Annotated in this window: 12 protein-coding genes, 2 pseudogenes and 1 riboswitch; of the genes and pseudogenes, 2 read left to right on the top strand and 12 right to left on the bottom strand. The window is 37.1% G+C overall.

Annotated features, from left to right (window positions below):
- Positions 1–102: 102 nt before the first annotated feature.
- The 8 genes and pseudogenes from AC1RNS_RS25755 to AC1RNS_RS25720 all read right to left on the bottom strand — a co-directional run bounded on the left by AC1RNS_RS25755 (position 103) and on the right by AC1RNS_RS25720 (position 12,235).
- Positions 103–600, bottom strand: coding sequence for a GNAT family N-acetyltransferase (locus tag AC1RNS_RS25755; RefSeq protein WP_492996677.1), 498 nt, complete (start codon positions 598–600; stop codon positions 103–105).
- A 172-nt stretch (positions 601–772) separates the two neighbouring features.
- The gene (metH, locus tag AC1RNS_RS25750; protein WP_492996675.1) at positions 773–4,204 is read right to left on the bottom strand and encodes a methionine synthase; all 3,432 of its coding nucleotides are present in this window, start codon (positions 4,202–4,204) and stop codon (positions 773–775) included.
- Positions 4,197–6,044: a bifunctional homocysteine S-methyltransferase/methylenetetrahydrofolate reductase gene (locus AC1RNS_RS25745; RefSeq protein ID WP_492996674.1), complete on the bottom strand. Its 1,848-nt coding sequence runs from the start codon at positions 6,042–6,044 to the stop codon at positions 4,197–4,199. Before AC1RNS_RS25745 ends, metH begins: the two co-directional genes overlap by 8 nt.
- Before the next feature lie 86 nt (positions 6,045–6,130).
- A riboswitch (SAM riboswitch) is annotated at positions 6,131–6,229 on the bottom strand.
- 125 nt (positions 6,230–6,354) lie between these two features.
- Positions 6,355–7,743, bottom strand: coding sequence for a protoporphyrinogen oxidase (locus AC1RNS_RS25740; protein ID WP_492996673.1), 1,389 nt, complete (start codon positions 7,741–7,743; stop codon positions 6,355–6,357).
- A 317-nt stretch (positions 7,744–8,060) separates the two neighbouring features.
- Positions 8,061–8,546, bottom strand: a pseudogene (locus AC1RNS_RS25735) (methyl-accepting chemotaxis protein); the annotation flags it as partial.
- Positions 8,547–8,828: 282 nt separating this feature from the next.
- Positions 8,829–9,266 (bottom strand): annotated as a pseudogene (locus AC1RNS_RS25730) (protoglobin domain-containing protein); the annotation flags it as partial.
- Between the two features lie 597 nt (positions 9,267–9,863).
- Complete coding sequence (locus AC1RNS_RS25725) at positions 9,864–11,150, bottom strand: SEL1-like repeat protein (protein ID WP_492996672.1); 1,287 nt, start codon at positions 11,148–11,150, stop codon at positions 9,864–9,866.
- Positions 11,151–11,218: 68 nt separating this feature from the next.
- On the bottom strand, positions 11,219–12,235 hold the full coding sequence (locus tag AC1RNS_RS25720; RefSeq protein ID WP_492996671.1) for a YdcF family protein: 1,017 nt from the start codon (positions 12,233–12,235) through the stop codon (positions 11,219–11,221).
- Between the two features lie 177 nt (positions 12,236–12,412).
- Here AC1RNS_RS25720 and AC1RNS_RS25715 point away from each other — a divergent pair, with 177 nt between their 5' ends.
- Both AC1RNS_RS25715 and AC1RNS_RS25710 read left to right on the top strand, forming a co-directional pair.
- Positions 12,413–12,880 (top strand): hypothetical protein, encoded by a 468-nt coding sequence (locus AC1RNS_RS25715; protein WP_492996670.1) that lies wholly within the window; start codon positions 12,413–12,415, stop codon positions 12,878–12,880.
- Positions 12,868–13,155 carry a DUF2653 family protein gene (locus AC1RNS_RS25710; protein ID WP_492996669.1) on the top strand — a complete coding sequence of 96 codons (288 nt, stop codon included), beginning with the start codon at positions 12,868–12,870 and terminating at the stop codon, positions 13,153–13,155. Before AC1RNS_RS25715 ends, AC1RNS_RS25710 begins: the two co-directional genes overlap by 13 nt.
- A gap of 184 nt (positions 13,156–13,339) precedes the next feature.
- On the opposite strand, the gene AC1RNS_RS25705 is transcribed toward AC1RNS_RS25710, so the two are convergent.
- From AC1RNS_RS25705 to AC1RNS_RS25690, 4 genes are all read right to left on the bottom strand, one after another.
- A complete protein-coding gene (locus AC1RNS_RS25705; RefSeq protein ID WP_492996668.1) occupies positions 13,340–13,702 on the bottom strand; it encodes an ion channel in 363 nt (120 codons plus the stop codon).
- A gap of 294 nt (positions 13,703–13,996) precedes the next feature.
- On the bottom strand, positions 13,997–15,613 hold the full coding sequence (locus tag AC1RNS_RS25700) for an S-layer homology domain-containing protein (protein WP_492996667.1): 1,617 nt from the start codon (positions 15,611–15,613) through the stop codon (positions 13,997–13,999).
- An 89-nt stretch (positions 15,614–15,702) separates the two neighbouring features.
- Positions 15,703–16,869, bottom strand: a complete 1,167-nt coding sequence (locus AC1RNS_RS25695; RefSeq protein WP_492996676.1) for an endonuclease Q family protein — start codon at positions 16,867–16,869, stop codon at positions 15,703–15,705.
- Between the two features lie 223 nt (positions 16,870–17,092).
- Positions 17,093–17,263 (bottom strand): hypothetical protein, encoded by a 171-nt coding sequence (locus AC1RNS_RS25690; protein ID WP_492996666.1) that lies wholly within the window; start codon positions 17,261–17,263, stop codon positions 17,093–17,095.
- Positions 17,264–17,576 lie beyond the last annotated feature (313 nt).

The raw sequence follows: 17,576 nt of genomic DNA, 5'->3' as shown, positions 1-17,576 counted from the left end.
GAACGGAAATCACCTTCATTTTGACTAAATATTCACAAAGAGTCCCTTGACTATTTAATTTTTCAACACTATGAAAAAGGATATGACATTTGTCATATCCTTTTATTTAGGTCCAGATAAATGAAGCTGATAAAACACCAAATCCAGCCATTGTTCAAATTTATAGCCTGCATTTTTTATTGTACCTGCATACTCAAAGCCTAATTTTTCATGGGCTTTAATACTGCCAATATTTTCACCATCAATACCTGCTACAAGTGTTTTCACACCCTGCTCTTCTGCAATTTGAATAAGCTGATACATTAGCTTAGTAGCAATTCCCTTTTGATAATGATCCTTATGCACATACACAGAGTGCTCCATCGTATGCTTATAACCAGGATAAGGACGGAACTGACTATATGTAGCAAAGCCTGCTACTACACCATTCTCGTCGAAGACAAGGAGAGGATTATCAGAAGCCTGTTGGTCCTTAAACCATTGTATTTTCTCCTCTAACGATTGCGTTTCGTAACGATAAACAGCCTTACTCGTTAAAATAATATCGTTGTAGATGTCTAAAACCTCAGCTATATCTTTTTCCTCCATGAAGCGTATCATCATGTTCACATCCTTCAATCAATTATGACAGCTTGCTAATCTGTACTTTTATATTTCATAAATTTCTTACTATCAATTATGCTTCGGCATAATTGCGTCCAGAATTGATTTTGTTCTTAGGTCTGCGTGATGCAGATCAGTTTGCGATGATTTTCTGCTGAAAGAAGTAAAATTACACATTAAAATAACGAGCATCTGGATGCGCAAAGACAATCGCAGAAACAGAAGCCTCCGGTTCCATCATAAAGCCTTCAGTTAAATGAACACCTATATCCTCCGGTTTTAATAAGCCAAACAACTTCTCCTGATCTTCTAAATTTGGACATGCAGGATAGCCGAATGAGAAGCGTTGTCCTTGATATTTGGCAGCAAAACGGTCACGCATTGTAAAGTCTGTGGCATCTGGGAAGCCCCATTGGTCACGAATTTCCTGATGCATTCTTTCTGCAAAGCCCTCTGCTAATTCTAGTGCTGTAGATTGTAATGCATGGCTTTCAAGGAATTTCCCATCCTCCTTTAGTTCACGTGCCTTTGCCATTACCCCCTGTCCTGCTGTAACAACCATTAGGGCAATATAGTCCATCTCTCCACTCTCAACCGTTTTTAGGAAATCAGCAAGGCATAAAAATGGTTCTACTTGCTGACGCGGGAAGGTAAAACGCTCAATTTCTGTTTTATTGTCAGCTGGATCATAGACAATTACATCATCTCCATCTGCCTGTGCAGGGAAAAATTGATACATTCCAGACGGTTTTAACAAGTCCCTTTTTAAATAATCGTCCACTAAATCCTTTAATTCTGTTGCTCTTGCATCTCCCGCATCAAGCAATTGTTGCACTTGCCCCTTCAATCCCAAGTGGTGACCAAGTAAAGTACGCATATTTACATAAGGATATAAATGCGATACAGCATATTCCTTCTTCACATGTCGTCTTAAATCGGCTGGTAAAAATACAGATGCTTGCTTTACTGTACGAGCAGGTTTTATGGATATTTCTTTTGCAGGGCGAGCTGCTCGTTTCTCATCTGCTTCTAAACGTTTTTTACGGGACTCCTCAATTTCAGCTAGGAAATCAGCACGTGTTTCTGAACCCATTAAAAGATTTGCCTGCTCTAATCCTTGCATCGCATCCTTTGAATAGATGACAGGTCCATCATACTCATCCGCAATCTTAGTTTCTGTAAAACGTCGGGATAATGCTGCTCCACCTACTAGAATTGGTACATCAATACCCGCTTCTTTGAAATCCTGAGCAGTAATTACCATTTGCTGTGCTGATTTTACAAGTAAGCCTGAAAGCCCGATAAAGTCCGGTTTCTCTTTTCGAACTGCTTCAATTAATTGAGCAGGTGTGACTTTTATGCCAAGGTCAACCACCTTATAGCCGTTATTGCTTAAAATAATATCAACTAGGTTTTTTCCAATATCATGTACATCGCCTTTGACAGTTGCGAGCACCATTTTCCCTTTGCCAGCACTCTCTTCATTTTTCTCCATAAATTGCTCCAAGTGAGCAACAGCAGCCTTCATAACACCAGCAGATTGTAATACTTCCGCAACGATAAGCTGATTATTATTAAATAATCGACCGACCTCAGCCATTCCAGCCATCAATGGTCCGTTAATAATATCAAGAGGTGCTTCAAATATTTCACGAGCAGCCTCCAGATCCTCAATCAGACCTTCTTTTGTCCCCTCTAAAATATAGTAAGCTAAGCGACCTTCGACTGTTTTAGGAATATCAGCCTCTGTTTTTTCTTTCTTTTTATCACGATAAAAATCAGTGAATACGGCTAGTGTCTCATCATTCGTATTAAACAATAAATCATTTGCAAGCTTAATTTCCTCTTCTGGAATGGAAGCGTAGCGCTCTAGTTTTTCAGTATTCACAATGGCATAATCTAAGCCTGCCTGTGTACAATGATAGAGATAAACTGCATTTAATACCTCACGACCAACAGGCGGTAATCCAAATGAGATATTGCTGACACCAAGAACCGTTAATGTACGTGGCATTTTTTCTTTGATGAGTCGAATTCCCTCGATTGTTTCTAGAGCAGAGCCAATATATTGCTCATCTCCTGTACCTACTGGGAACATTAATGGGTCAAAGATTATATCTTCTGGTGCAAGTCCCCATTTTTCTGTTAACAAGTTATAGGAACGTTCAGCAATTTCTAGCTTGCGCTGTCGATCAACCGCCATGCCTTGCTCATCTATCGTTCCAACAACCAAGGAGGCACCATATTTTTTCACAAGAGGTAACACAGCATCAAAGCGCTCTTCCCCATCCTCTAAATTGATAGAGTTGATAATAGCTTTCCCTTGCGAAAATTTAAGTGCTTCTTCGATAACTTTTTCATCAGTTGAGTCAATAACAAGAGGTACCTTTACTTTTTTCACAACCTCCTGCATAAAGCCTCGAATATCGGCTAGTTCATCGCGATCAGGATTCGCTAAACAAATATCAATAACATGGGCACCATTCTTGACTTGTGCACGAGCAATTTCTGCGGCTTCCTCAAATTTCCCATCAATAATTAGATTTTTAAACTTACGAGAACCAATTACATTTGTACGTTCTCCAATAAATAATGGACGCATAGAATCGTCATACACTAATGGCTCGATACCTGACACTACATGACCATGTGTTGTCTCTGGTAATTGGCGTGGTGTTTCCTCTTTTAGTACCTCACGAATGGCAGCAATATGTGCTGGTGTTGTTCCACAGCAGCCTCCTACAATGTTCAACCATCCCTTTTCAGCAAAGCCTTTTAGCTTTTGTGACAGTGACTCTGGTGATTCATGGTAGCAGCCCTCCTCGTCCGGTAAGCCTGCATTTGGGTAACAGCTTATATACCCCGTTGAAAGCTCTGCTAATGAACGAATATGATCCGTCATAAATTCTGGACCTGTCGCACAGTTCAAACCTACAGATAGTGGTTTAATATGCTCGATAGAAATGTAGAATGCATCAATGGATTGTCCTGCAAGTGTCGTTCCCATCGGTTCAATTGTTCCTGATATCATCACAGGCAGCTCTTTGCCAGTCACTTCAAATGCGCGAGATACTCCTAAAGTACCTGCCTTAACATTGAGCATATCCTGGCTGGTTTCTAGCAATAATACATCTGCTCCAGCTTCAATTAATGCCTTTGCCTGTACATAGAAGTTTTCTTCTAGTTCATCAAAGGTAATTCCACCTGTCACTGATAAGGTTTTTGTAGTAGGCCCCATCGCTCCTGCTACAAAACGCGGCCAATCAGAGGTAGAAAAATCATCCACTGCCTTACGTGCTATTTCTACAGCACGCTTATTGATTTCCTCTGCCTTCGCCCCCAGATCATATTCATTTAATACAAGAGGAGTGCCTCCAAATGTATTTGTACAAATAATATCTGCCCCAGCCTCTAAATATTTTCTATGAACCTTTTCAAGCACATCCGGTCTAGTTAGTACAAGATTTTCATTACAGCCATCATATTCCTCGCCACCGAAATCCTCAGCTGATAAGTTTTCATTCTGTAGCATTGTCCCCATTGCGCCATCAAGAATTAAAATTCGTTTCTCTAGTTGCTCTTCAATCAAATGCTTAGCCATTTATACTTACCCCTTTTTTTTGTTCATCCAATTGCTCAATAAATTTCATTAGTTCTAGTGTCATATCATAGCGTAGGAATGGTGTAATAAGATAAATACCATTGAAATATTGTGCAGCTACCTCTACTAATTCCTTAGCAATTGCAATTCCCTCAAGCGTTGCGCGCTCCTTATCCTCGCCACAAGCCTTCATACGTGCTAAGGCTTCTTCAGATAATTTAATGCCTGGTACTTCATGATGTAAGAACTCCGCACTTTTATAGCTCGTTACTGGCATAATCCCTATATAGATTGGTGCTTCTAAATGCTTTGTTGCCTCATAAATTTCTATAATTTTTTCCTTTGTATAGACAGGTTGTGAAATAAAATAATCTGCTCCATGCTCAATTTTCTTTTCTAATCGAGATACAGCTCGGTCTAATACACGTACATTCGGATTGAACGCAGCGGCTACAGAGAAATTCGCCTTTTGACGCAGCGGCTTCCCTGAAAATGATACACCTTCATTTAACTGTTTGATTAATTGGATCAGCTCCATTGATGATACGTCATAAACACTTGTTGCCCCTGGGAAATCGCCAACCTTTGTTGGATCTCCAGTCACCGCTAATATATCATGAATCCCTAGTGCATTTAAGCCCATTAAATGGGATTGCAGGCCAATTAAATTACGATCTCGGCATGTAATATGTGTTAACGGACGTACCCCATGTGTTTCTTTCAACAATGCGCCCATTGCCACATTACTTATTCTTGGAGACGCGAGCGAATTATCTGCCATCATAACCACATCTGCGCCTGCTTCATATAATTTTTTAGCACCTTTAATAAAGCCATCGATTTCTAAATGTCTCGGTGTATCCAACTCAACAATAACCGAGCGTTGACGTTTTACTTTTAAATGCAGAGGCTCAAATCTTGATGGTTCTGCCTCACGTACAATCTCTACTTTTTCAGGCTTCGCTAATTTTTCTTCTACCGGAGATAATTCCTCTAAGTATTTTTTCGCTGCAGCAATATGCTTTGGCGTCGTACCACAGCACCCTCCTATTAAACGTACACCTTGATCTCGAAGTGCTACGGCTGCTCGACCAAAATAGTCTGTCTCAGACTCATAAACAACCCGACCATCTTCTAAGTCTAGAAGAGATGCATTTGGATATGCTGACATAAATGCCTTTTCAGGAAGTTCTACACCTTCAAATGCTTGAATCGTATGGAATGGACCTAAACGACAGTTAACACCTACGATATCAGCGCCAAGTGCCTCAAGCTCATGTAGAGCGTAATTTAAACTCTTTCCATTTTGCAATACTCCCGGTTCATGCATTGAAACTTGCGCAATTATTGGCAACTTGGTTTTTGCTCGAAGCATCTTTAATGTTGCTGTTAATTCTTCAAAATCATAATAGGTTTCGAGTAAAAGTCCATCTGGATTCCCAGCAAGTAAGACAGTTGCTTGCTCTTCCACGGTCGATAAAATTTCTTCTAACGTTGCATCGCTTTTTCGGATGCCTCGAATTCCTCCAATAGTTCCTAAAACAAATTGGCCACCATCTGCAGCAGCTCGCTTTGCAATCGTAATAGCAGCTTCATTAAACTGTTGAACACGCGATTCTAATCCATAGCGTGCTAATTTTATGGCATTCGCTCCATAAGTATTTGTTTGAATAATATCGGCTCCAGCCGCGATGTACTCTCTATGAATCTTTTCAATTAATTCTGGTCTTTGAACATTCATTTCCTCATGACAGTACTCCAAGCCATAACCGTATAATACCGTACCAATTGCACCATCTGCTGTCAGAACATGCGTTTTTAACTTTTCAAGCAATCCCATAAAACTAGCCCCTCTTCCTATTTTTCTATAATAAAAAAGCCTTCTTTAACACAAAGAAGGCTTTTACGTTTCGTAATTGTTGTTCCTTCTCATCTTTGACCATAGGGTCTTCTGGATTTAGCACCTGACAAAAGTTGGTTGCTGAAGCATCATAGGGCCAGTCCCTCAGCTTCTCTTGATAAGAATTTAGTATGAATTTTTTAAATAATTAAAAGAATCATATCGTTAACAAACGTTTGAGTCAAGACTATTTCACGTAACAAAGGATATTTCAAACGAAAAATATAATTTTTTGTCTTATATTCTGCAATTAAGAGAGTTTTTCAGCAATATTCTCCCCAATTTTTTTACCGTTTTGAATACAAGCACCTATACCTACACCAAAATAAGAGCAGCCCGCAATGGATAAATTCGGATAATTTGTTTCGAGCTCTTGTAATAAACCCTGTAATGCCTCACGATGCGCTAAATCATACTTTGGCATTTGATCAATCCATCTACTCACATTTACGACATTTGGTTTTTCTTCAATCCCCAAGCTTTTTCTTACATCCTCTAGGGCAACAACTGTTAATTCTTCATCTGTCATCGTAAGTAATTTCTCATACACAGGGTTAATGCTTTTATAGAAGATTCGAACGAGTAATTGCTCATTTGCTGAAGTATGCTTCCACTTGCGGCTTGTCCATGTCGCTGCATTACAGATTACATCCGAATTATGTGACACAATAAAGCCTGTTCCATCAGCTGGCAATCTATTATCAGGTATATCAAATCCTAAATAAATTGTAATGGCTGAGGCAGTATTGAACTGTTCAAAATAACGGTTCAATGTTTCATCCGTTAATAGGCTCTGTACAGCTTCATTAGGTAATGCTAAAACAACATGATCTGCATCAATGATCGTATCATTTGCCAAAGTAACTCGGTAGTGATTTTCCTGCTTGTTGACACTAGTAGTGGTAATTCCCTTTAAAATTTCTACATCAGTTAACATTTCTTCAAGACGATCAATTAAAGACGATAAACCATTTTTAAACGAAATAAACTTTTTATTAGCAGCTTTTACAAATTGTTCTCGATTTGCATCAAAACCTTTAATGATACTTCCATACTCATTTTTATAATCAATTAAATAAGGTAAAGTGGAAGCAATCGATAGTTGATGTAAATCTCCTGAATACACTCCTGCAAGTACTGGCGCTATTTGGTTTTGGACAAGCTCCTCTCCTAAATAATACGTTAAAAATTCTCCAATAGAGCTGTCCTTTGTAAAGCCCACATTTGGCATTGTCAAATCCCTTAACGCTACTTTTTTACCTTCTTCGGATACAAGTGTACTTTCTTCCAGAGAGTGTAAGCTCATTGGAATACCGAACGTCGAATCTGCCGGAATGGCATGGAGCTCATTATTTGTGTATATATAGGAAATCCCAGTTTCGTTATATACCAAATCCTTCTCAAAATTAAGCTCTTCAACAAGCTCCATAACACCTTTATGACGAGCTACAATCGAATCTGCCCCTGTTTCCATAATGAATCCCTGTTCGTAATCAGAGTGTAACTTACCCCCTAGATATGTATTTTTTTCAACAAGCACAAGCTTTACATCTAAATTTTTCTCCTTCACTTGACGCTGCAAATAATGCATCGTACATAAACCCGTAATACCGCCGCCTAATACAACCACTGTTTCCATATTAACCGCCCCTAATTTTTGTTGTCTTCCTTTAGTATAAACTCTTTTTATTGAAAATTACGCTAAACCCTTTACAAATTTAGCAAAAATGGAGCTATCCAGTGGTTAGGATAGCTCCATTTCTATGACTAAAGTATGTATCTTTCCATGATGAAACGAAAAAATACTTTTAACTTACAATCTCGGACATCTGCTTGTTACATTACACAACCTATATATTACCTCACGAACCATTAAATTACACATATTGATGCTTGTTATAGTGTTTACAGGCTGTAGATTTTCGTTTGCCCCAATAAAAATATCCTTGCCGTGAATTAATTTAAGTGTTGGGCAACATTTGCTAATTTCTCGGCTGAATTTGTTACTTCTTCAAAGGCAACTCCCAGCTCATTAAGAATCTCTGCTATTGTTAATACTTCTTTTTCCATACTATCATTCTGTTCTTTTGCTTCTGTCATTGATTCTAATATCTTCGTAAATTGCCCTTCTGTTTGAACCATATTTTCCTTGCCAGATATGACCTCTTCTTGAATATTATTAAGAGAGTGTGTTAACTTATCTGTCCGTTCATTTGTTTTTTGTAACAACATGGCTACTGATGTTACAGAATCTTTTGTTTGAATTGATAGTTTTCGAACCTCATCTGCAACTATATTAAAGCCTTTACCCGCTTCTCCAGCACGGGCTGCTTCTATAGCTGCGTTTAAAGCTAACAAATTGGTCTGGTTGGCAATAGTGGTAACAACACTCATAATTGATTCCATTTCTTTTGACATACCAGTCAACTGTTCAATATTCTCAGTTATATCCTTCAGCAACTCAATAATATTACACATATTTTGTGATTGACTCTTTATTCGTTCTCGCCCCTCTAATGCCTGCTTCTCAGCCATCGCCGACACTAAAAGTGAGTTTTTGGCAAACTGTTTAATTTCATCGGATTGCTTGCTTATTCGATGAAATGAGATATTTGTTTCATGGGATATTGAAGCAAGACTTTCTGTAGACGCTACGATTTCCTTCTCCACTGCTTCCTTTTTCCGTTCCATATTCTCTTTGTGCTGCTCAACAGTATTTTCAAAGGCTTCTAATACTAATTGCTGCTCAAAGTTTGAAATTTTAGAGATGGCCCGTATTGTATTAAATTGATCTTTAGGATGATGAATGTACTCTTCCACTAAGCCAACGAATGATAATGACAAATCTTGGAAAGCGCAAATATACCATTGTGTTCTTAAACCAATATGAACATGTACTTTGGCAATATTAGTACGTCTCTGATAAAATTCATCATCAATTATGCCATTAAACATTTCAATTATATGGCGCCCCAGCGTGACTTTTAATTTTTCTACAGAACTGTGATTATTAATAATACTTACTAAACCATGCTCCGTTCCTATCATTCTATAAAATCTATCTACTATGTTATTAATATTGTCTACAACAAATGGCTGAAAGGCTTTTAAATATTGTAAATCCTGTTTTGTTAAATTTAGCATCTCTATTTGCTTGACCATTGACTCGCAATTAGAAACATCCATTTTTACAACATATTGCTGAAGGTCTATCATTGCTGTCTTTCTCTGTTTTTGAAAAATCACACATTTTCCCTCTTTCACGTGTACTTTTGCAAAGCTGAGAAATTCCAATTCCGTTTACAAAAATATATATTACAAAATGTAAGAAAATAGGTTTATAAGTACCTTAGATTAATTTCTCTTTAGTTGCTAAAAAGCATTTTGCCGTAGCATGATCTGCTCTTTTCAAAATCACTCATATACCTTATACATTTTATAAATAGCTGTCAATTTCAAGGTATACATTTTTTACCATTAATTGTATAAAAAGTCCCTATAGCCGAACTATTGACTAAATGCAGTAAAAAAGCTACCACAATATCTTTTGGCAGCTAAATTGCATCAACTAATGTTTCTTTTGCTTATTTTTTGTTTATTTTCCCTTTGTCTTTATTATCCCTTCACTATATTAATATTTTTACCGTTAGTTTCATGTATTATTATATACCTAAATAAAACAACTAACACCATTCTTTATACTCATAAAAACGGAAGTTATAATCGAAACTAAATGACTATAAAATTTTTACGAAAAATTTACATTCCTTTTAATTCATTCAGCAAAACAGCCGCCTCTTCTATTCCTGCCTCTGCAGCCAGTCCGTACCATTTAATTGCTTCTTTCATATTTCTAGGTATACCCTCTCCATTATTATAAAGATGCCCAAGCTGTAATTTTGCCTCTGAATCTCCTTGAAGAGCAGCTTGTTTAAACCAATGAATTCCTTTCTCGATATTACGTATACCGGTTAAACCTTGACTCCAAATAAATCCTAAATCATAAAATGCATCAACATGATATTGCTCTGCAGCTCTTTCATACCAATATAATCCACGATTTACATCTCGCAGTTGACCTAGTCGCCCTTCAAAACAGATTCCTCCAAGTCTATATTGAGCTTCAACATAGCCTGCTTCGGCAGATTTTTTATAATAGAAGTATGCGTGCTCCTCATCAATATCGACGCCTAAACCTTGCTCGTAAATAATTCCAAGAGTAAACATTGCTTCTGCAACACCTTGCTTGGCAGCGAAGTCAAACCATTTCTTCGCAAGTATCATATTTTCTGATACACCTTCACCGTTAAAATACATATCTGCCAAGTTATTCGCTGCATCAGGATGACCTTGGTTTGCTGCTGCCTCATACAACGAAAAAGCTCTACAATAATTTTCCTGTACACCTATGCCTTCAAAATAAAAATTACCAAGTGCATATTGCGCATCAGCATGATCCTGCGATGCGGCTAATTCTAACCACTTTAAAGATTTTTCAGGCTGAAAACAGGAACTATCGCTAGCACTATAGTATTCCCCAAGCTGGAATTGTGCTTCTACATCTTGTTCTTCTATTGCTTCTTTATATAAATCAATAATGACCTCATGATCTAAATCTTCTTCATCAAATGCTTCAAACTGCTCATCTTGATTGATAAAATACCATTCCAATACATCGATTACATCGTCTACAACCTCAATACAATTGGCTAATTTCTCGAGTGAGGAAATTTGCCAAATTAAAATATATATAGGGAGTGGAATCGCTTCACGCAGTAAATCATCATACTCAGCTAAAAGCGTTAAGACATTTTCCTGTATTGATTGTGTCTGCTCTGGATGAACAATTTGTAAATGGCGTTGTTGATTTTTTTTTAGAAGCCCATGCACAACTTGATACACCATTTTATGCAATGCTGTTAATGGCACTTCTTCAAATGTTAGCAATTTGATATTTTGTGCAAACCATGTACCTTGAGTTTGCGTGAGCAGCAATAAGGATTCAATTCGCTCTTTATTTCGTTCAGCTAAAAATTGTCCATACATTCGTTTCCCCCCTTGCATTATAAAAAAACCGCCTTGCCAATATTATATGGAAGACAGTTTAAAATTGATTACACATACGCTCTTAGTATTAATCCTATGAGTAATGTGATAAATAAAAAAACAGATATATGAGCCCATTTATACATCTCTAATAAACCGATAAACTCTCGAGTAAAAGCATTTGGAACATAATAAAAGGCAGTCTTTGAACCAACTCCTTGTGCATCAAGCTTTGACTTTCGGGCATATATACTGGCACGGAATACATGGAAATTATTCGTTACAAATAAAGATCGATAATTTTTACCTTGTGTATGTCTATCCATAATCGCCTTTGAAAATGCCATATTTTGTTCGGTATTTATTGATTGATCTTCCATCATTATCTTTTGAGCAGGTATTTGATGTATTTCAACAATATAGTTTTTCATGGCATAGGCTTCTGATACTTTTTCATCTGTTCCCTGGCCGCCCGAGACGATAATGTAAGGTTGCTCACCATATTTTTTATATTGCCTTACTGCCTCGTCTAAACGACTAGCTAAAAGCGGCGGTACTTTATCACCAATTAGTCCTGATCCTAGTGCAATAATATAGTTTGGTTCATAGCGAATAGGTGTAAAATGATAAATCGTTGCATATGCCATTACACTTGTGTATAAAAACATTGTATAACCAAAAATCAAAAACGCATAGAAAAAAAGTATATGCCAAATCTCATTTTCGGTATTCATAAAAATCACAAATACATACCATATCATCATGATAAAAAAACTCAATCCAAAAACTGCTACTAATAAATTACGTACTTTACGTCCTTCTTTTTCAAGCAAAACCTTGCTATTAAAAAACATCGCAATTGATAAAATAAACATAATACTTGGAAAACTACCCAGTAAAATGATGATCCCCATCTCCGAGACAATTCCCTGATTGTCTGGTAGCAATAGAGGATATTGAATAATGATTGTTCTTAAAATATATAAACCTAATAACCCCAGTACTACTGCATTGGAAAAGCGTCTTTTTTCCGTCGTATATAATAGTAGGAAAATTGCCATTAGTAGCACCATTGTTTGCATCATCGTCTCACTCCTTTCTATAGTCTTTACACCCTTTCAACTGACACTTCTTGTTCAAATTTGTGGTTATTCCTAAATTCATGACAGCGATTATTTTATTTTTTGAGAGCGTTCATGTAAAATTACTAGTATGAATTAGTTTATGACAAAATTAAAAATTATATTGGAGGAATATAAGTAATGAAAAAAATTCTTGCCGCTATTTTTGTAGCGACACTGATGTTTGCCACTGTTGGGGCAACAATGTTTATTTCTGATACACCAACTGCCGAAGCTAAATCCTATAAGTCAGGGAAAAAAGGCTTCACAAACAATAATAATAGCTCAAATATCCAAAAGTCTCAGGATAAAACTAAAGATCAAAATAATGCAACAACAAATAAAAACAATACAACATCAACAAACAAAAAAGATACTACTACAAAAAAAGGCGGCTTCTTCTCTGGTGGTCTTATGAAAGGTCTAATGCTAGGTGGTTTAGCTGGCTTATTATTTGGTAGTCTCTTTAGTGGTTTAGGTTTATTAGGCAATATTTTAGGTTTATTAATTAACGTAGCAGCAATTGCTGTTATCATTATGCTTGTTGTAAAAATTATTAATATGTTCAAAGATAAGAAGCGTAAAGAGGAAGCACAATGGCACAAATAATTAATGAACAAGATATTATAAATGCTATTTGCTTATCACAGGCATATTATAAAAATATTCGCCCAGAAGAAGTGCTTGTAGAGCTAACCTACGATGATGATACTGGCTTTGGTGCTGAAGTCGAAGTAAATGGACAGATAGAGTTATTCAATACAGCAGCAATGATCGGTGCTTTACGTGTATGGATTAAAGATGCCCTGCATGGTGATCCATTTTCAACTGGTATCGAGCTTGTATTAGATGATGAGGAAGGCATTATTGCTAGATTATCGTAAATAACTAAAAGTTAGAAGCTAGGACATAACTAAATGGTTCCTTCATAAATTCGAATAATCTCTAAATTTACAAAACACGATAAATAGAAAAACCGAACTATTCTAAAACACTTCATAAGCGTTTTATTGGATAGTTCGGTATTTTTGTTGGCTGAATTACTTTTGTCCCAACCTCATGTTCATTTTAAAAATGTCTTTTTATCTGCTTCTTTTTGTCTTCATCAATTGTAAAATCGACTACTGATCGTCCAACCATTAATAGCATGATGAACATAACCCCGGTACCAGCTATTAAATAAATCATTGTAAAAATTTTAGAAAAATCACTAGTTGGGTACAGTCCTGTTTCAACTCCTGTTGGAATTAAACTAACCACCGAAAAATACAAGGCATCAAGCCAGTACCATCCTTCTGTCCCTTTATAAAACAATGTTCCAGAAAGAATGATTAAAAAAAGTGTTGTAAACAAAGATAGAAACTGTGGACGCTTAAATGATCTCCACAATCCAGTTATTAATCTCTTCGTCGATAAAATAAATGACAGCATCCCATTCTCCTTTTGCCCAATTACTTTCTATCAGTTGTGTGAAAAGTAATATATAAAAACTATACTTGGTTATGACTAAAAACGTCAAAAAGTAGAGGTCAAGTTACGACCTCTACCTTCTATAAGTTATTTTACTTTTTTAATCCATTACCCCTCAGCATGATTGCGTCTGGATTTTTCCAAACACACTGCTGTGGGGGCTTTATCTTTATTCAGCGGGCGATTGTTGGCTCGCTGGATAGGAAAAAACGATATTCATCTCGCCACCTATAGAAGTGGAATTATACTACTGAATCAAAATAAATCACTAAAATTAACAAATATTTTTGCCGCATGGCTACGCTTTGTTGAGGCTTCCGGTAAAAATTTGCCTTCACTGCCTGTAACAATGCCAAGCTCATATAGCATAGTAATTGCACGCTTAGTTTCTTCATTGTAGACAGCAATATCCGTAAATGGCATATTTCCTTTCACTACATATGGCTTCTTTTGTTGAAGTTCATAGGCTCGGTTAATCATTAATGCTAGCTGAGCACGAGTAATTGGCTGGCCAGGGTTAAATTTACCATCTGTTCCCTTTATAAGCCCATTTGCATAGGCAGCTGAAATTTCAGACTGCGTTTTTGCATCATAGCCTGAAATATCCGTAAATGGCGCCTGTTGTTGTGTTGTTAAGCCTAAGCTTCTGACAAGCATAGCAGCAGCCTGTGCACGAGTTACATTCTGTTCAGGTCTAAACGTTCCATCTACATAGCCTTTCATAATCCCTACTTCAGCTATTTTCTGAATAAAATCCTTTGCCCAGTGATTCTCTATATCAGTAAAGCTTAAAGTTTCCCCCAATGAAAAAGTTATAGTTGGACTTTGTACGCTTTCATTGCCTGCAGCATCCACTGCTTTTACAGCGACAGTATATGATGCATGATCCGTTAAATGTTCTAACGTAATTGTCGTTGTCTCAGCATTTTGCGTAGCTGTTAACTCACCATTTACATAAACTTTGTAGCTTTGCACACCTACATTGTCAGTAGCCTTCTGCCAATTTACTTGCACGGTTGTACTATTTTGAATAGTTGTACCGATCACTTTTGATACATCCCATAATGAGCTTGCTTTAATCGCTGGTAAAAATGCCTCATTTGCGACTGCCATATAGCCAGCTTCACTTAAATGTATATTTTCTGGATTTGGTAAATAGCTTGGCACATCCTTTGCCACAATGTCATATGTTGGGACAAATACGCCTCCTGCCTTTTCAACAGTTGTTTTTATTGTAGTATTTACTGCAGCTAGTAATAGTTTAAATTGTTTTTGTAGATCCTCACTATAGTACGGGAAGGAATTATAATAGCCCATCACATAAACCTGTGCGTTCGGATTTAGCTTTTTAATTTCTGCTAAAATAGCAGTTATATTTGTGACTGCATCTTGTGAAGCCTTTAGAATTGCTGTTGCATTAATACCCGTAGCTTGAGATTCCTTTAAAATTGGTATTAAATCATTAGCGCCTGCCGTTAAAGTAATAATCTCTGCCTCTTTAATAGACGTACGAAGCTTTACCTGTTCATTCGGATAGCCAAAGCCAACCACCAGCTTCTCGACATCATTTTGTAAATCCTCCAATACGTTTTTCGTAGTATAACCTGTATAAGCAAAGCCCTTATTATATGAAGTAATGAGGCCCTCTTTCTGCAAAGCCTGTGCAACAAAATCGGCATACCCTAATCCGATAATTCCCACTTCATTCATGCCATGAGCCAGTGAATCCCCTAGTGCTACATAATCTGCCTGAGTCACCCAACTTGGTGCAATAAGATCTCTCTGTTCTTCAGCATTTGCACCTATTGGCACCACTAACTGTAATGCTAGTACACTACTAGCTAAAAATTGAAATTTCTTTGAAAATTTCATACTCTCACTCCTTCAACATCTACTGATTACTATTTTAATAGATGAAGGTTAAAAATGGGTTAAATAAGAGCATGCATTTTTTTGGCTTTTTATTCAGATTGAATCTTTCCGTAAATACCCCCTCCGCCAACTTCAATTACTAATTGACCTGTCCTTGCTAAATCAATCATCTTCGCAATTTTTTGTGGAACAATTTGCTCAAGCTGGTCTAGTGAGACGCAATGTAAAATATTCATCTCCGTACCAAAGGCATGTACTAATCGATCCATCATTCTTGGCCCTAATCCTGGAATAAAATCTAATGGAACTTGATGAATATAGGGTGGTCGATCACGTTTATTGACAAGCTGTTCTGATAACTCCTGAATACGTAAAGCAACTCCTTTGATGATTTGAGTACCGTTACATTTAGGGCAGACAGTCGTCATAATGCTTAACTGTTCCCCACACTTTGCACAGACGGTTTGATGGTATTTACCAAGTAAAGGATTTAGGCCATAATTTGCTGTTATTGCTCGCCCTTTCTGCTCTTCCAGTGCCAATTTCAATTCAGAAAAATTGGCATCAGATAATCGTAATTTTTGATACTCCCTAGCGATTTTCCCAAGAGAGTGTGCATCAGAATTACTGACAAATGGATAGGCTTGAAGCTCTTTAATATTACTCACCATGCAGGTATCAGAGCTTAATCCTAGTTCAATGGCGTCTATAAGCTGTGGATCAAAAACTTCTGTTAAACTTCGTTGTACACCTTTACCAAACAGACTTTTAAATGGTGTAAATACATGTGCAGGAATAAAAAGCCCCCTTAATTCACAAACTTTTTGTTGTAGCATTCGTGCCTCGCAATATATTCGCTGAGAGCTTAAATGGATATTTTTCATATGATTTGACATCCAATTTGAAAACTCTCTCATCAGGCTAAGTGTTGGAAAATAGGCAAGTACATGGATTGGTCCTAAGCAATTCTCATCATAAATCTCTATTTCACTGCCTGGAATCAGGGTCGTTTTCTGATAGCGTAGTCCCCCTTGTTCCAGTTCCTTGAGTAAGCCTTGTTCTATCATTAATGCCATCTCTTCTATTACTTCTGGGGAATGACAATCGATAATCCCAATAATATCTAGCCCCTTTCTTGCACTAGCAGTCTCTAAAATATTTGCTAATGTTAACGTTTTACTGCCCGTAATTTTGACAGCACGTCCATTAAAAGTACGTCCAATATGAATATGTAAATCGGCATAGAACTCTTTCATCATTAAATTTCACTCCCTTTATTTTCTTCAAAATTCATGACACCCATCGGAGGGTTTTATGCCAACAAGATGTTGGTCACCCAGTCGTGTGTTACTGTTGCTGTCGCTTCGCTTTCGCACAATAAAAATCTGTTGCTGTCGCTTCGCTTTCGCACAATAAAAATCTGTTGAATTGAGATAAAAAAGAAAAACCTCACATTGCTGCAAGGGATCTCTTTGTTCATTATGATGGATGATTGTTATGCGTGCTATTATTTGTCTCAAAGGCACCCGAGCCCTGCGACGGAATTGAAGATGAATCATACGCGACTAATGTCACGTCAATTTTCTTTTCCAGTTCATTAATTTTTTCAAGCTGCTGTTGATTTAATTGTGCAAACTTAATCTCTTCCATTATCATCAAATCCTTTCATTCATAAAGTTCCCTGAGAAAGTGATATTTATGCATATCAATTACGTCGAAGTGTAATTGCGTCCGAAAGTATTCTGTAGATGAAAATGACTGATTATCAGTCATTTTCATGTTGTTGAAATACTATTATGTCAATGAAATCAAGGTGACAAATTAAAAAGTATAGCCCTTTTTAAAAACGAGGGGTTGATCTACGTTCCGACTGAGTGCTTTCCTGAGGGCGTCCGATGAGCCGCTTGGGGCAACAGGAGGTTGGTCACGAAGGCGTTATCACAGGACGTGATGCTTTTAGCCT

The sequence above is a fragment of the Lysinibacillus sp. GW821-FHT14F06 genome (genome assembly GCF_058803665.1).
This window is presented reverse-complemented; position numbering and strand designations above follow the sequence as displayed.

Excerpts from the sequence above, each read along its gene's own strand:
- AC1RNS_RS25695 (WP_492996676.1), bottom strand. The coding sequence starts at position 16,869 with ATGAAAGAGTTCTATGCCGATTTACATATTCATATTGGACGTACTTTT.
- AC1RNS_RS25710 (WP_492996669.1), top strand. The coding sequence starts at position 12,868 with ATGGCACAAATAATTAATGAACAAGATATTATAAATGCTATTTGCTTA.
- AC1RNS_RS25715 (WP_492996670.1), top strand. The coding sequence starts at position 12,413 with ATGAAAAAAATTCTTGCCGCTATTTTTGTAGCGACACTGATGTTTGCC.
- metH (WP_492996675.1), bottom strand. The coding sequence starts at position 4,204 with ATGGCTAAGCATTTGATTGAAGAGCAACTAGAGAAACGAATTTTAATT.
- AC1RNS_RS25720 (WP_492996671.1), bottom strand. The coding sequence starts at position 12,235 with ATGATGCAAACAATGGTGCTACTAATGGCAATTTTCCTACTATTATAT.
- AC1RNS_RS25740 (WP_492996673.1), bottom strand. The coding sequence starts at position 7,743 with ATGGAAACAGTGGTTGTATTAGGCGGCGGTATTACGGGTTTATGTACG.
- AC1RNS_RS25725 (WP_492996672.1), bottom strand. The coding sequence starts at position 11,150 with ATGTATGGACAATTTTTAGCTGAACGAAATAAAGAGCGAATTGAATCC.
- AC1RNS_RS25745 (WP_492996674.1), bottom strand. The coding sequence starts at position 6,044 with ATGGGATTGCTTGAAAAGTTAAAAACGCATGTTCTGACAGCAGATGGT.
- AC1RNS_RS25755 (WP_492996677.1), bottom strand. The coding sequence starts at position 600 with ATGATACGCTTCATGGAGGAAAAAGATATAGCTGAGGTTTTAGACATC.
- AC1RNS_RS25690 (WP_492996666.1), bottom strand. The coding sequence starts at position 17,263 with ATGGAAGAGATTAAGTTTGCACAATTAAATCAACAGCAGCTTGAAAAA.
- AC1RNS_RS25705 (WP_492996668.1), bottom strand. The coding sequence starts at position 13,702 with ATGCTGTCATTTATTTTATCGACGAAGAGATTAATAACTGGATTGTGG.
- AC1RNS_RS25700 (WP_492996667.1), bottom strand. The coding sequence starts at position 15,613 with ATGAAATTTTCAAAGAAATTTCAATTTTTAGCTAGTAGTGTACTAGCA.